Origin of the sequence: Clostridium sp. AF32-7AC, assembly GCF_003477925.1 — a bacterium.
GTDB lineage: Bacteria > Bacillota > Clostridia > Lachnospirales > Lachnospiraceae > Otoolea > Otoolea fessa.
The window spans coordinates 621987-636281 of sequence record NZ_QUEG01000001.1; the positions used below are offsets into that span (position 1 = coordinate 621987).

A 14295-nucleotide genomic window follows, 5' to 3' on the forward strand; every position below is an offset into this window, starting at 1 on the left:
TAGTGATTTGATTACTAATTACGATAGGAAAAGCAATGATGGAGACAGTAGCGCCGCACGGAAAGCGGGAGCGAGGCAGGGACGGTGAGAGCCTGCTGTGAGTAAAGCGGATGCGAAGATCACTCCGGAGCTTCGGGCTGAACCATTTTTGGAAGTCTGAGCGCCGTTTCTGACAGCGCCCGGAAGGAAAATTCAGTAAGTACCGACGGTTTCCTCCGTTATAGGGAGCGCATATAAAGGTATGCAGTAATAGGTGGTTAAAAGCAAGTGGGCCCTTGTCCTGTTACAGGATGGGTCCATTTTTATTTCATATTTTTAGGAGGAATTTATCATGTACAACAAAGTTCCGGCAAACATGAATTTCGTGGAACGTGAAAAGAACATTGAGAAGTTCTGGGAAGATGAGCAGATTTTTAAGAAGAGTATCGACAGCCGTAAGCAGGGACCGACCTATACATTCTATGACGGACCGCCTACCGCAAACGGCAAGCCGCACATCGGACACGTGCTGACCCGTGTTATCAAGGATATGATTCCGAGATACCGCGCGATGAAGGGCTACATGGTTCCGAGAAAGGCTGGATGGGATACCCACGGTCTTCCGGTTGAGCTGGAAGTAGAGAAGATGCTGGGACTGGACGGCAAGGAGCAGATTGAGCAGTATGGTCTGGAACCGTTCATCGAGCACTGTAAAGAGAGTGTCTGGAAATACAAAGGAATGTGGGAAAAATTCTCCAACACCGTTGGTTTCTGGGCAGACATGGAGCATCCGTATGTTACCTACCACAACAGCTTCATTGAGTCTGAGTGGTGGGCATTAAAAGAAATCTGGAACAAGGGACTTCTTTATAAGGGCTTCAAGATCGTACCGTACTGCCCGCGCTGCGGCACCCCGCTGTCCAGCCATGAGGTGGCACAGGGATATAAGGACGTCAAAGAGCGTTCTGCGATTGCTAAATTCCCGGTAAAGGGCGAAGATGCATACATTCTTGCATGGACGACCACCCCGTGGACACTTCCGTCCAACGTGGCGCTCTGTGTAAATCCGGACGAGACATATGTAAAGGTAAAAATGAAAGAGGATGGCACGGTTTATTATATGGCGCAGGCGCTGTGTGATACCGTTCTGGGCGAGGGCACTTACGACGTCCTGGAAACCTTTGTCGGAAAAGATCTGGAATATAAAGAGTATGAGCCATTATTTGACTATGCCGTAGCAACCTGTGAAAAACAGCATAAGAAAGCATTCTACATTGTCTGCGATAATTATGTAACACTGACCGATGGTACCGGTGTCGTACACATCGCGCCGGCATTTGGTGAGGATGACTCTAAGGTCGGCAGAAAATATGACCTTCCGTTCGTACAGTTGGTAGACGGCAAGGGCGAGATGACGAAGGAGACTCCGTGGGCTGGTATGTTCTGCAAGAAAGCCGATCCGGAGGTTCTGAAAGCATTAAGAGAAAGCGGACTTCTGTTCTCTGCACCGGTATTTGAGCATAGCTACCCGCACTGCTGGCGCTGCGATACACCACTTATCTACTATGCACGTGAATCCTGGTTCATCAAGATGACCGCAGTCAAGGATGACCTGATCCGCAACAACAATACGATCAACTGGATTCCGGAGAGCATTGGTAAAGGGCGTTTCGGCGACTGGCTTGAAAATGTCCAGGACTGGGGCGTGAGCCGTAACCGTTACTGGGGTACTCCATTAAATATCTGGGAATGCGAGTGCGGCTGCCAGCACGCGATCGGAAGCCAGGCAGAATTAAAATCCATGAGTCCGAACTACACGGACGTTGTGAAAAAATATGCAAAAGAGATGGATCAGGAGGCAAATGGAGAGGTTGAGCTTCACCGCCCATTCATTGATGATGTGACGATCACCTGCCCGAAGTGCGGCAAACAGATGCACCGTGTACCGGAGGTTATCGACTGCTGGTTTGATTCCGGTTCCATGCCATTTGCACAGCATCATTATCCATTTGAAAATAAAGAACTGTTTGAGCAGCAGTTCCCGGCAGATTTCATCTCCGAGGCGGTTGATCAGACGCGTGGATGGTTCTACTCCCTGTTAGCGATCTCGACCCTGATCTTTAATAAGGCACCGTACAAGAATGTTATCGTTCTGGGTCATGTCCAGGATGAGAACGGACAGAAGATGAGTAAGTCCAAGGGCAACGCAGTTGACCCGTTCGATGCACTGCAGACTTACGGCGCTGACGCGATCCGCTGGTATTTCTACATTAACAGTGCACCGTGGCTGCCGAACCGTTTCCACGGAAAAGCTGTTATTGAGGGACAGAGACGTTTCATGGGTACATTCTGGAATACCTATGCATTCTTTGTACTCTATGCGAATATTGATAATTTTGACGCAACCAAATATACGCTGGAATATGATAAACTTCCAGTTATGGACAAATGGCTGCTGTCCAAGTTAAACAGCCTCATCAAAGAGGTGGACGACGATCTGGGCAACTACCGCATCCCGGAGGCTGCAAGAGCGCTTCAGGATTTCGTCGATGATATGAGTAACTGGTATGTCAGAAGAAGCCGTGAGCGTTTCTGGGCGAAGGGCATGGAGCAGGATAAGATCAATGCATACATGACACTCTACACTGCACTGGTAACCGTAGCGAAGGTAGCGGCTCCGATGATTCCGTTCATGACCGAAGATATTTACCAGAATCTGGTTCGCAGTCTGGATAAAGAGGCACCGGAGAGCATCCATCTGTGCGACTTCCCGGTTGCAAATGAGGCGCACATCGACAAGGATCTGGAAGCGAAAATGGAAGAAGTCCTGAAGGTTGTCGTTCTGGGTCGTGCAGCAAGAAATACTGCTAACATCAAGAACCGTCAGCCGATCGGACGTATGTTCGTGAAGGCAGAGACCGCTCTGCCGGAGTTCTATCAGGAAATCATCCAGGATGAGCTGAATGTGAAGAAGGTAGAGTTCACGGATGATGTCCGTGCATTTACCTCCTACAGCTTCAAGCCACAGCTTCGTACCGTTGGACGCAAGTATGGCAAGTATGTAAACGAGATCAAAGAGATTCTTGCAGGTCTGGACGGAAATCAGGCGATGGATACCTTAAATGAAACCGACCTTTTAAGCTTTGAGACGCAGGACGGTACAAAGGTAGAGCTGGCAAAAGAAGATCTTCTGATTGATATGGCACAGGTACCGGGCTTTGTATCTGAGGGCGACAATTTCGTTACCGTTGTTCTGGACACCAATCTGACACCGGAACTCATCGAAGAGGGCTTTGTCCGCGAGATCATCAGTAAGATTCAGACGATGCGTAAGGAAGCCGGTTTTGAGGTAATGAACCATATCAACGTCTTCCAGGACGGAAATGATAAACTTGCAGAAATTTTAAAGAAGCATACAGAGGAAATCAAGAAAGAGGTTCTGGCTGATAATATCCTGATTGGCACCATGAGCGGATACACAAAAGAGTGGGATATCAATGGCGAAAAAGGTATGTTTGGTGTTGAAAAAACGACTGACTGATGTGCTTGACGGGAAACTGTGATACTACGAATATTAGGAGGACAGGATGCGCGAGATCAGCAAAGAAGAGTTTAAAAAGAGTATTATCGAAAATGTAAAGAACCAGTACCGCAGAACGATCGACGAGGCGACACCGCAGCAGATATTCCAGGCTGTGTCCTATGCGATCAAGGATGTGATTATCGACGACTGGATTGCAACCCAGAAGCAGTTTGACGAGACAGGCGCAAAGAAGGTATATTACCTTTCTATGGAGTTTCTGATGGGACGTGCGCTTGGTAACAATATCATCAACCTGGGTGCGAAAAAAGCAGTGAAGGAAGCACTGGAAGAGCTGGGTTTTGACCTCAATGCGATTGAGGATCAGGAGCCGGATCCGGCACTTGGAAACGGCGGTCTGGGGCGTCTGGCAGCATGTTTTCTGGATTCCCTGGCAACGCTTGGTTATCCGGCTTACGGCTGCGGCATCCGTTACCATTACGGTATGTTCAAGCAGAAAATTAAAGACGGCTACCAGGTGGAGGTGCCGGATGAGTGGCTGAAAAACGGTTATCCGTTCGAGCTTCGCCGCCCGGAGTATGCGATCGAGGTTAAATTTGGCGGTTATGTCAAGACCGAGTGGGACGGTGAGCGCAACCATTTTGTACAAGAAGGTTATCAGTCTGTTCTGGCAGTTCCGTATGATATGCCGATTGTCGGCTACGGCAACAACGTAGTCAACACCCTGCGTATCTGGGATGCACAGCCGATCGACACGTTCAGCCTTTCTGCATTTGACAAGGGTGATTACCAGAAGGCGGTCGAGCAGGAGAATCTGGCGAAGAACCTGGTTGAGGTCCTTTATCCGAACGACAACCACTATGCGGGTAAAGAGCTGCGTCTTAAACAGCAGTATTTCTTCATTTCTGCCAGCTTACAGGTTGCTCTGAAGAAATTCAAAGAGACAAACGATGATATTCACAAACTGCCGGAGAAGATCGTATTCCAGATGAACGATACGCATCCGACCGTGGCAGTTGCTGAGCTGATGCGCCTGCTCCTGGATCAGGAAGGCTTAAACTGGGATGAGGCGTGGGGTATCACAACAAAATGTTGTGCATACACCAACCACACTATCATGGCAGAGGCGCTGGAAAAATGGCCGATCGAGCTGTTCTCCCGCCTGCTTCCGCGTGTATACCAGATTGTGGAAGAGATCAACCGCCGTTTTCTGATCGAGGTACAGAATAAGTACTCGAATAACTACGAGAAAGTTAAAAAGATGGCGATCATCTTTGACGGTCAGGTCAAGATGGCGCATCTGGCGATCGTAGCCGGATATTCCGTCAACGGTGTGGCAAAACTTCACACCGAGATTCTGAAAAATCAGGAGCTGAAAGATTTCTACGAGATGATGCCGGAGAAATTTAACAATAAGACAAACGGTATCACCCAGCGTCGTTTCCTGCTGCATGGCAATCCGCTTCTGGCAGACTGGATCACGGAGCAGATTGGCGACGAGTGGATTACCGATCTTCCGCACCTGGCAAAATTAAAAGTATACGTCGATGATCCGAAATTCCAGCAGGAATTTATGAACATCAAGTACCAGAATAAACTGCGCCTGGCAAAATACATCAAGGAGCACAACGGCATCGACATTGATCCGCGTTCCATTTTCGATGTACAGGTAAAACGTCTCCATGAGTACAAGAGACAGCTTTTAAATATCCTTCATGTAATGTACCTGTATAACCAGCTCAAAGACAATCCAAACATGGATATGGTTCCGAGAACCTTTATCTTTGGTGCGAAAGCAGCGGCAGGTTACCAGATTGCCAAGAAGACGATCAAACTGATTAACTCCGTAGCAGATGTTATCAACAATGATAAATCCATCAATGGTAAGCTGAAAGTTGTGTTTATCGAAGATTACCGCGTTTCCAACGCAGAATTGATTTTTGCGGCAGCGGATGTCAGCGAGCAGATTTCCACCGCCAGCAAGGAGGCGTCCGGTACCGGCAACATGAAGTTCATGCTGAACGGTGCGCTGACGCTGGGCACGATGGATGGTGCGAACGTGGAGATCGTCGAGGAGGTAGGCAAGGAGAACGCATTTATCTTCGGTCTGAGCGCTGACGAGGTTATCAATTATGAGAACAACGGCGGTTACAACCCGGAGGAGATCTTCAACACCGACCAGGATATCCGCCGCGTGCTGATGCAGCTCATCAACGGCTACTATTCACCGCAGGATCCGGAGCTGTTCCGCGATATTTACAATTCCCTGTTAAATACAAAGAACAGTGCCAAGGCAGATACCTACTTCATCCTGAAAGATTTCCGTTCCTATGCGGAAGCACAGAAACGCGTCGAGGCAGCTTATCGTGACGAGAACTGGTGGGCGAGAGCAGCCATGCTCAACACAGCAAGCGCTGGTAAATTCTCCTCTGACCGTACCATCGAGGAGTATGTGCGCGACATCTGGCATCTGGAGAAGATCCATGTGGACGATGATGATGTAAAGGCACTGTAAAAGGAGTAAAAAGAGGGAGGACACACTATGAGAGGATACAGAAAAAGACCGGGGACACAAGGATTTTCGGTTCCTCTTGTGGGTGCTTCCCTCTTTTTTATCATTTCGCTGTTTTTGTTTGCTTCTTATAAAAACAGCGCCTATCAGCAGGCGAAAAAGGAAATCTATTCGCTTTATACGGCGAACCGGGCGTTTGATCTGGATGAGGTGTATCAGGACGGTCTGACGGCGATCTATGCGAAAGAGTATGGAAAGACGGCAACCGAGGCTGGATGCGAGGCGCTGGAGCAGACGGGGCTTCCGTATGTCCTTTTATTATCGCAGTTTTCCGCTCCGGTGGAACGCGTGTATGTGACGAGCTGCCAGCTGAGCGAGACGGGGCGGGAGAAGAAGGCGCGGACGTATGACTACACGGTTTCGGTGCGTTTCTGCCTGGAAAAAGGTAATGAGGTGCTGGCACCGGAGAAGACGATGGACTTTCATGGAACTGTGGTGATGAAGAAAAAGGGATGGTTCCGCTGGCTGCTGGATGGTGTGACGCTGGGGGAGTAAAAGAATGATAGAGGGGAAACTGGAAGAGACTGCAAAGGGCGGCGGAGGAGAAGCCGGAGCGTAGACTTGTGATATTTTTTGAGTGCCTGTCATAAGATAAGGAAGGCAGAGAAAAGAAGCAGGTTTGTAAGGCATTGAAACCATAAGTTTACTGGTATGGCAAAACAGAAAATGCGTGAAACCGTACTGGAACAGTCAAAACAGGAGAACCGAAATGAAGAAGAGAACTGCCGCCGTACTGGCGGCTTTTTTGATCCCATATATCACAACACTGGCAGTTTCCGGGCGTGTGCAGGGGGCGGATGGAGGAAAAATCGGAGAAAATTCAGATAGAACATCTGGATGGGGAAGTCAGACGGATGATCGGCAGATCCTTCTGGATCGGGAGGATGGCGACCGCAACAACGGAACCGGGTATGCTGTCCCACTGGAAGAATATCTGATCGGTCTGACTGCAGTGCAGATTCCGGACGGCTATCCGAAGGAGGCGGTCAAGGCGCAGGCAATTCTGGCGCGGACGGCGCTGTACCGGGAGATGGACGGGGCAGATTCGATCGAGGAATCGGCGTTAGATATGGATTATCTGGAGCCGGAGCAGATCGAGAGCCGGTTTGAGGCGGCTGGAATGCCGGAATATTACCAGACGATCTGTGGGGCGGTGCGGGAGAGCGCAGGACAGACGGCGATCTGGGCTGGGGATTATATTGAGCCGCTGTTTCATGCAGTGAGCGCGGGGCGGACGCGCGAAGGGGATGAGGCGCATCCGTATCTGGCGTCGGTTGCGGCAAAGGAGGATGAGGGCGCTGGCGGCTACCTGACGCGGCAGGGCATGACACGGGAAGAACTGAAAAAACGTCTGGAAGAAGGACTGAATGCATTGGGAGAACACCCGGATCTGGAAAATCTGGAAGAAGATCGGATTCTGGAGGAGATTCAGATCGTGAAACGGGACAGCGCCGGTTATGTGGAAACAGTGCAGATTGGGGCGGAGACGTACAGCGGGGACGCGGTGCGCTATGCGTTAGGCGTGCCGTCGCCAGCTTTTTCCCTCGAGGAAGACGGGGACGAAATCCGCTGTGTTACTTATGGGCGCGGGCATGGTTACGGGTTGTCGCAGTACGGGGCGGGACTCATGGCGGAGAATGGGAGTAGCGCGGAAGAAATTTTAAAGCATTATTTTAAAAATATTCAAATCGTTTCTGAATAAAACGATTCACTTCGGCAAGACTAATACCGAGGTGATAAACGTGAAAAATAAAGTAAGACAGTTATTCAGGGACAAACTTGTTCTGGTAATGACAGTGCTTGGTCTGCTGACAATCGTAGCCGCAGCAGGAACCGTAAAAATTCGAAAAGATAATGCGCAGGATGGAAGAAATCCGTATCTGGATGTGCCGCAGACGGAGGGAATCCTGGCGGAAGAGATGCCGCAGAACCGTTTAGAAGAAAACGACGGACAGGCGGAAACACGCGCACAGGTGGCAGGAAGTTCGGATGCCTCGTATTCGGTCAATAACCGGGATGAAGCCGATCAGAAGCCGATGGAGGAGGAAAAAGAGAGCAGTCTGGGAGCCGGAGCAGCTGCCGCACCCGCACTTTCCTACAATGGAACCGATCGCTTAAGCTGGCCGGTCCAGGGCAATGTGATTCTCGATTACAGCATGGATTCGACCGTCTATTTTCCGACGCTCGATCAATACAAATGCAATCCGGCGCTCATTATCCAGGGCGATGTGAGTGAGCCGGTCGCCGCACCCGCCGAGGCGCAGGTAACCGAAGTCGGTTCCAATGAGGAGATCGGCAATTATGTTGTGCTGGATCTGGGAAGCGGCTACACGGCGGTCTGTGGACAGCTCAAAGACGTTCAGGTGGCGCAGAAGCAGTATGTGGCAAAAGATACGATACTCGGATATGTGGCAGAGCCGACCAAATACTATTCGATTGAGGGAAATAACGTATATTTCGAGCTGATGCACGACGGAGAACCGGTGGATGCGCTGGATTATCTGGAATGACAGGCTGAAATGCTGTTTATGATGCGCCTTGCAGTCTGGTTCTGGCTGTGGCAGAAATTGGAAATGAAGGGATAAGTTTGTGTTTTGTGACAGGTGGTTTTGAAACAGAAAGCTGCTGTATGAAAACATGAAGACAGGGAATTTTGTTGACTTGATACTGTTTACGGGTAGGCACTTTTGGAACCGAAAGTGCCGTAAGAAAACGTGGTGGCAGCAGGAATTTGCCGTATTTGAATGCGAAGCCACGGCAAATTCCGTTACTGGGCACGCATGCGTGAACAGTAACTTGATTTGAAGCAAGGCGGGCAGCTAATTTGCTCTGCCTTGTTTTTCTGCCAATATTTGATATACTATAGGTAAAGTACGAATATTTTCAAAGATCAAAGGCTGTCAATGTAGGTTATAAATAAAAGTTACTATAAATTGAACGATTTAATAAGGAGGACAAAGATGGAACAGGAATTGTTGAAGAATAATTTTGAACGTCACGGATTTAAAACGAGTTTCTTTGATACAAAGGAGGCTGCGTTGGACTATCTGAAAGATCAGATTTCCGGGAAAAAAGTTGCGATAGGCGGAAGCGTGACGGCACAGGAGATGGGACTTTATGAAGCACTTTCCGAGAAAAATGAGGTGATCTGGCACTGGAAAAAGGCAGGGCGCGAGACGCTTATGGAAGCGAGAAGTGCCGAGGTGTACATAACCAGCGCCAATGGTGTTTCCAAAACCGGAGAACTGGTCAATATCGATGGAACCGGAAACCGCGTGTCGCAGACCTTATTCGGACCGGAAAAAGTATATTTTGTCATTGGAAACAATAAAGTCTGTCCGGATTTGACATCTGCGATGGAACGTGCAAAACAGATCGCAGCACCGAAGAACGCAGCCCGTCTGCAGGTCCAGACCCCGTGTGCGAAAACGGGCGTTTGCGTAGACTGCAACAGCCCGGCACGGATTTGCCATTCGATCGTGATCCTGGAGCGTCCGAGCAATGGGATGGAAGTAGAGGTTGTGTTTGTGGATGAGGAGATGGGTTATTAGGAGCGGAATATAGTTACTGGTCACGGGTATGAACAGTACCGATTATAGAAAAATTTGATGGAAAAATAAGGATTTCTTTATATCTTTTTTGGACGGATTTGGTATAATCAAGAAGAACGAAGGCAGATTTGAACGAAAATATACAAAATCTACAGATACGTATGGGGTACGTATGGGGAAAGATGAAAGGAGAACAGGTAAACCATGAATATATTATTTTTTCTGACACCGAAAAGTGAAGTCATTTATGTGAATGAGGAGGACACGGTTGGGCAGGCAATGGATACGATGGAAAAGTACAAGTATTCTGCGGTGCCGATCATCACGAAGGCAGGGCGTTACGCAGGAACATTAACCGAGGGCGATCTGCTGTGGGGACTCAAAAATAAGACAGATCTGGTGCAGAAAGGACTGGAAAAAGTGCGGATCACTGAGATTCCACGCCGTTCCGATAATCAGCCGGTACTTGTCAATGCGGATATGGAAGATCTTCTGGGAAAGATCATGAACCAGAATTTCGTGCCGGTGCTGGATGATCAGAAAAATTTTATCGGTATTATTACCAGAAAAGATGTTATCAGTTACCTTTGTAAAAAATAGTACATAATGATCGCTCTGTTTTTCAGCGGCGATCGCATTTATATATTTCCTGCATAAGATAAAGTATAACTGCTTTTGTAGGAGAATGAAATATGAATGGTTATCAGGATAACTCCAGCCGGAAAAATGCCTGCCGTTCGGGAATGCCTCTTATGTCATGCCCGGTGGCAGGCATTTCTGGCAATCGCTGCATAAATACTGCACCGCCAACCTGTCCGCCGGAAATACCTTGTGCTGGTTCGGTGCATCCTGTTTTGGAAAATGGGGCATTTTGCCCGCAGGGGCCAGAAATCCGACCTGCCCGCCCGTATCCGCAGACAGGAGGAAACAGGCCGCCGCAGACATTTCTGGGAGGCGGAAATTATCCGGTCGGCATGGGATATGTACCGGTTCAGTCCTGGCAGCAGCCGTATGCGCTGGAAACCGCATTCAGGCGGGGAACTATTTTTCCGGATCTGGATCTGCCGTTTATGATGGGAGGTGCCTGCTGATGAATGAGACTGCCAGAAAATTGATGAAACGGATTGATGATGCCAGCTTTGCAATGGATGATGTGATTCTCTATCTGGACACCCACCCGGATGACAGGAATGCGCTGAATTATTACCGGTATGTGGTGGCACTTCGGAAAGAAGCTGTTAAAGCGTATGAGGCATCGTTTGGACCGCTCACGATCGAGGATGCGGACGATGCATGCACATGGTCCTGGCTTACAGAGCGCTGGCCGTGGGAAGGGGAGGTGTAGCGTATGTGGAGATATGAAAAAAGATTACAATATCCAGTCAATATCAAGACGCCGAATCCGAAGATCGCGCAATATATAATGAGCCAGTATGGCGGTCCTGACGGCGAAATCGGAGCCTCTATGCGCTACCTGTCCCAGCGGTATACGATGCCTTATAAGATGCAGAAAGGACTTCTGACCGACATCGGAACCGAGGAACTAGCCCATATGGAGATGATTGCCGCCATTGTCCAGCAGCTCACGCGCAACCTTACTCCGGCACAGATCGAGTCATCCGGGTTCGGACCATACTATATCGACCACACCACGGCAATCTGGCCGCAGGCAGCAGGCGGAATCCCGTTCAATGCGTGCGAGTTCCAGTCGAAGGGCGATGCGATCACGGATTTATATGAGGATATGGCAGCAGAGCAGAAAGCCCGCACAACCTACGACAATATTCTCCGCGTGGTCAAAGATCCGGAAGTATGCGATCCGATCCGTTTTCTGCGCGAGCGCGAGATTGTACATTTTCAGCGGTTTGGTGAAGCTTTAAGAAATGTACAGGATCACCTGAGCAGTCGTAATTTCTATACGTTTAACCCAGAGTTTGATAAAGTGAAAGCGAAGGGATAAAACAAAAACCTCCGTAAACAATGTCAAATTCATTCTTTACGGAGGTTTTCAAACCAGCACCGAGTGCGGATAAATCCGAACCCTCAACCTCCGCCAGTGTGATGGTCTTAGAACTGTTCTTACAGTTAAAAGTAAGGAATTATCTTGTCCTCATAAAGATACACCGCATTTACAAAACTGTCAATCAGTCTTTGCCGCTGTTCCCGCTTTGTCACATCAAATTTACGGAAGCGGTAAATGAAAAATGCTATCTGTTCTCTTGTAAGCAGGGGCTTGTGCATTTCCTCCTGCAAAATGCTGACTTCAAGCTGCCTTTTGGTTTCCTCCAACTCGTCCAGTCTTTGCTTGGTGGACGGAGTAAAAATCCCTGCTTGAATGGAGTTGAGCATATTGTTAATACCTTTTTCCGTTTCTGCAAGCTGCTTTTTCAAAAGAGGCAGATCGGTGCTTTCTTTCTTCTGCAACTCCATCAGCGTATCAATCAGTCGTTCCATGACTTCATCATTCATAATTGCTTTCATACAGTAATTGAGCGTACATATAAATTAGAGGAGACCGAGGCAGTGATGCAGGAACAGATCCGGGTAGCAAACCATCGGATCGCAGATTTGGAAAAGCAGATGGAGGGATAAGGTATGCAGATTAAAGATTATGTAAAGCCGGAATTACTTGTGGTAGCAGTAGTGCTGTACTTTATTGGGATGTGGCTGAAGCAGAGCGAGACAGTGAAAGACAAATACATCCCACTCATTAATGGGCTGATTGGCGTTGCGATTTGTGCCATCTATGTGTTCGCCACCTGTGCCTGCGGCAGTGGTCAGGATATCGCGCTGGCAGTTTTCACGGCACTTACACAGGGCGTCCTTGTGGCGGGATTGTCTACGTATGTAAACCAGATTTTTAAGCAGTCAGGAAAAGAAGAGTAGAAGGAGGCGATCCGACTATCTCCCGCGGCAGTTCGGGGCATGGCTGCCGTTGCGGCATCGCAACAATAGGGAAAATCGACGAAATCCGATAGAGTGAAAGAAATTTATATGCTATAATGTCAGAGTTACCGCCTCCGAAACTGGTGACAGGAAGGAGGTGCCTGCGGTGGAAATACTATTATCTCTTATTGTTTCCGTCGTGGCGGGTGTGATTAGCCATTTCATCTGCAAATGGTTAGACGGTCACAAATAGTCGGTAACTAGCCTGCGGGTTTAAGCCTTCCCGTCGTGAAATTAGGAATAAAAACCCCCAAGGAGTCGCGATCCTTGGGGGTTTTGTCGTTGCCTGTGATGGACAACTACTATCTCTTAGCCTATCGGCATTATAGCATATGCGAAAATTCTTTGCAAGATACCCCCGGAAAACAAAATGTCATATTTTTCATATCATAAAGAAAAGAGGACAAATCTATGAGAGATATCACATTATGCCATCCGCGTCTCCAGGCGCTGACTGCGCAGCTCGTTGATAAGTGTGTCGGTGCAGGTTTGCCGATTAAAATCGGGGAATCTTTCCGGAGCGTCGCCGAACAGGACGCTTTGTATGCACAAGGGCGGACTCGGCCGGGCAGTATTGTCACGAATGCTAGGGGCAGCAGCTATAGCAGCCAGCACCAATGGGGCATTGCAGCGGATTTCTACCGGGCAGATGGAAAAGGCGCCTATAATGAGTCTGGAGATTATTTTAAGAAAGTCGGAGAGCTTGCCAAAAATCTGGGGCTTGGATGGGGCGGCGATTGGAAAAGCATCGTAGACAAGCCACACGTATATTTGCCGGATTGGGGCAGCGGTACTGGGATTTTGAAACAGAAATATGGGACATTTGAGGCGTTTAAAAAGACCTGGGCGGCGGAGAACAGCACGGTACCAGAACAGTCAAAAACGGTGATCACCGATCTTAAAGAAATTAAGAGCGGCATACGCGGGTTGAGAGTCACTGCGTCCTCACTTATCATACGAACAACTCCAAAAGGTACAGACACAGGCAAGCGCTACACCAAGGATCAGCGTGTGCAGCCAATTAATAAATGCTTTGCCGACGGCGATCCGTGGATCCAGACTGCGGACGGCTGGGTGTCTGGCAAGTATCTTACTGGCTGGGTGTGCCAGGACGGGCGCTGGTGGTATCTGCTGAGTGGGTACACCTACCGGCACGATGCAGTCTGCCAGATTGACGGACAGGCGTATGCGTTTGATTCGGATGGCTGGATGATTACCGCAGATCGGATAGCAGAGGACGGACACATACGATAAAATATGATGAAAAACACAATATAAGCGCATAATAAGGGGCTGTCATTCCTTGAAAATAAAGGAAAAACAGCCCTTTTTTCGTGTGATATTTCCCCGGAAAAGGGGGTTCTTTATACTGAAATATGCTTTCGTGGTAGATGCTCCAAAAACACCAAAAACCCTTGTAAATAAAGGAAAAATCCAGCATTTACAAGGGTTTCCGCATCCATCAAAAAAAGCAGATAACGGGAATCGAACCCGCCTTTCCAGCTTGGGAAGCTAGCGTTCTACCGATGAACCATATCTGCAAATATATATTAAGTATACTGTTTTTTCTGAAAAAGTCAAGAAATTTATCTTGCCAAAAAGGGAGGAAAGTTACTGTACACGGGTAGGCACTTTTGGGATCGAAAGAGACAAATATATTCAAAACACCCACAAAATGCCCTCTTAACACAATTTATATTTCAAAA

13 protein-coding genes and 1 tRNA gene are annotated in these 14295 nt (G+C 48.5%); 12 read left to right on the top strand and 2 right to left on the bottom strand.

What is annotated here, in order from left to right; translation table 11 throughout:
• Positions 1 to 331: 331 nt before the first annotated feature.
• The 10 genes from ileS to DWZ45_RS02890 all read left to right on the top strand — a co-directional run bounded on the left by ileS (position 332) and on the right by DWZ45_RS02890 (position 11603).
• Positions 332 to 3520, top strand: coding sequence for an isoleucine--tRNA ligase (gene ileS, locus DWZ45_RS02845; RefSeq protein WP_118467509.1), 3189 nt, complete (start codon positions 332 to 334; stop codon positions 3518 to 3520).
• 46 nt (positions 3521 to 3566) lie between these two features.
• Complete coding sequence (locus DWZ45_RS02850; protein WP_118467511.1) at positions 3567 to 6035, top strand: glycogen/starch/alpha-glucan phosphorylase; 2469 nt, start codon at positions 3567 to 3569, stop codon at positions 6033 to 6035.
• Positions 6036 to 6062: 27 nt separating this feature from the next.
• Positions 6063 to 6587 (top strand): hypothetical protein, encoded by a 525-nt coding sequence (locus DWZ45_RS02855; RefSeq protein ID WP_118467513.1) that lies wholly within the window; start codon positions 6063 to 6065, stop codon positions 6585 to 6587.
• A 214-nt stretch (positions 6588 to 6801) separates the two neighbouring features.
• Complete coding sequence (locus tag DWZ45_RS02860; RefSeq protein WP_118467515.1) at positions 6802 to 7794, top strand: SpoIID/LytB domain-containing protein; 993 nt, start codon at positions 6802 to 6804, stop codon at positions 7792 to 7794.
• 40 nt (positions 7795 to 7834) lie between these two features.
• A complete protein-coding gene (locus tag DWZ45_RS02865) occupies positions 7835 to 8602 on the top strand; it encodes a M23 family metallopeptidase (RefSeq protein WP_118467517.1) in 768 nt (255 codons plus the stop codon).
• 450 nt (positions 8603 to 9052) lie between these two features.
• Positions 9053 to 9643, top strand: coding sequence for a lactate utilization protein (locus DWZ45_RS02870; RefSeq protein WP_118467519.1), 591 nt, complete (start codon positions 9053 to 9055; stop codon positions 9641 to 9643).
• A 204-nt stretch (positions 9644 to 9847) separates the two neighbouring features.
• Positions 9848 to 10243: a CBS domain-containing protein gene (locus DWZ45_RS02875; RefSeq protein WP_022360124.1), complete on the top strand. Its 396-nt coding sequence runs from the start codon at positions 9848 to 9850 to the stop codon at positions 10241 to 10243.
• Positions 10244 to 10335: 92 nt separating this feature from the next.
• Positions 10336 to 10734, top strand: coding sequence for a spore coat associated protein CotJA (locus DWZ45_RS02880; RefSeq protein WP_227589710.1), 399 nt, complete (start codon positions 10336 to 10338; stop codon positions 10732 to 10734).
• Positions 10734 to 10988: a spore coat protein CotJB gene (locus tag DWZ45_RS02885; protein ID WP_022360123.1), complete on the top strand. Its 255-nt coding sequence runs from the start codon at positions 10734 to 10736 to the stop codon at positions 10986 to 10988. Before DWZ45_RS02880 ends, DWZ45_RS02885 begins: the two co-directional genes overlap by 1 nt.
• Before the next feature lie 3 nt (positions 10989 to 10991).
• Positions 10992 to 11603 (top strand): manganese catalase family protein, encoded by a 612-nt coding sequence (locus DWZ45_RS02890; protein WP_117795208.1) that lies wholly within the window; start codon positions 10992 to 10994, stop codon positions 11601 to 11603.
• Positions 11604 to 11728: 125 nt separating this feature from the next.
• On the opposite strand, the gene DWZ45_RS02895 is transcribed toward DWZ45_RS02890, so the two are convergent.
• A complete protein-coding gene (locus DWZ45_RS02895; protein WP_182426619.1) occupies positions 11729 to 12112 on the bottom strand; it encodes a hypothetical protein in 384 nt (127 codons plus the stop codon).
• Positions 12113 to 12238: 126 nt separating this feature from the next.
• Between DWZ45_RS02895 and DWZ45_RS02900 the strand changes: the two genes are divergently transcribed.
• Positions 12239 to 12529, top strand: coding sequence for a phage holin family protein (locus tag DWZ45_RS02900; RefSeq protein WP_022359091.1), 291 nt, complete (start codon positions 12239 to 12241; stop codon positions 12527 to 12529).
• A gap of 471 nt (positions 12530 to 13000) precedes the next feature.
• Entirely contained in the window at positions 13001 to 13843 is an 843-nt protein-coding gene (locus DWZ45_RS02905; protein WP_118467521.1) for a M15 family metallopeptidase, read from the top strand.
• A gap of 216 nt (positions 13844 to 14059) precedes the next feature.
• Here the strand turns inward: DWZ45_RS02905 and DWZ45_RS02910 are convergent.
• A tRNA-Gly gene (locus DWZ45_RS02910) sits at positions 14060 to 14130 on the bottom strand.
• Positions 14131 to 14295 lie beyond the last annotated feature (165 nt).

Excerpts from the sequence above, each read along its gene's own strand:
- ileS (WP_118467509.1), top strand. The coding sequence starts at position 332 with ATGTACAACAAAGTTCCGGCAAACATGAATTTCGTGGAACGTGAAAAG.
- DWZ45_RS02850 (WP_118467511.1), top strand. The coding sequence starts at position 3,567 with ATGCGCGAGATCAGCAAAGAAGAGTTTAAAAAGAGTATTATCGAAAAT.
- DWZ45_RS02855 (WP_118467513.1), top strand. The coding sequence starts at position 6,063 with ATGAGAGGATACAGAAAAAGACCGGGGACACAAGGATTTTCGGTTCCT.
- DWZ45_RS02860 (WP_118467515.1), top strand. The coding sequence starts at position 6,802 with ATGAAGAAGAGAACTGCCGCCGTACTGGCGGCTTTTTTGATCCCATAT.
- DWZ45_RS02870 (WP_118467519.1), top strand. The coding sequence starts at position 9,053 with ATGGAACAGGAATTGTTGAAGAATAATTTTGAACGTCACGGATTTAAA.
- DWZ45_RS02875 (WP_022360124.1), top strand. The coding sequence starts at position 9,848 with ATGAATATATTATTTTTTCTGACACCGAAAAGTGAAGTCATTTATGTG.
- DWZ45_RS02880 (WP_227589710.1), top strand. The coding sequence starts at position 10,336 with ATGAATGGTTATCAGGATAACTCCAGCCGGAAAAATGCCTGCCGTTCG.
- DWZ45_RS02885 (WP_022360123.1), top strand. The coding sequence starts at position 10,734 with ATGAATGAGACTGCCAGAAAATTGATGAAACGGATTGATGATGCCAGC.
- DWZ45_RS02890 (WP_117795208.1), top strand. The coding sequence starts at position 10,992 with ATGTGGAGATATGAAAAAAGATTACAATATCCAGTCAATATCAAGACG.
- DWZ45_RS02895 (WP_182426619.1), bottom strand. The coding sequence starts at position 12,112 with ATGAATGATGAAGTCATGGAACGACTGATTGATACGCTGATGGAGTTG.
- DWZ45_RS02900 (WP_022359091.1), top strand. The coding sequence starts at position 12,239 with ATGCAGATTAAAGATTATGTAAAGCCGGAATTACTTGTGGTAGCAGTA.
- DWZ45_RS02905 (WP_118467521.1), top strand. The coding sequence starts at position 13,001 with ATGAGAGATATCACATTATGCCATCCGCGTCTCCAGGCGCTGACTGCG.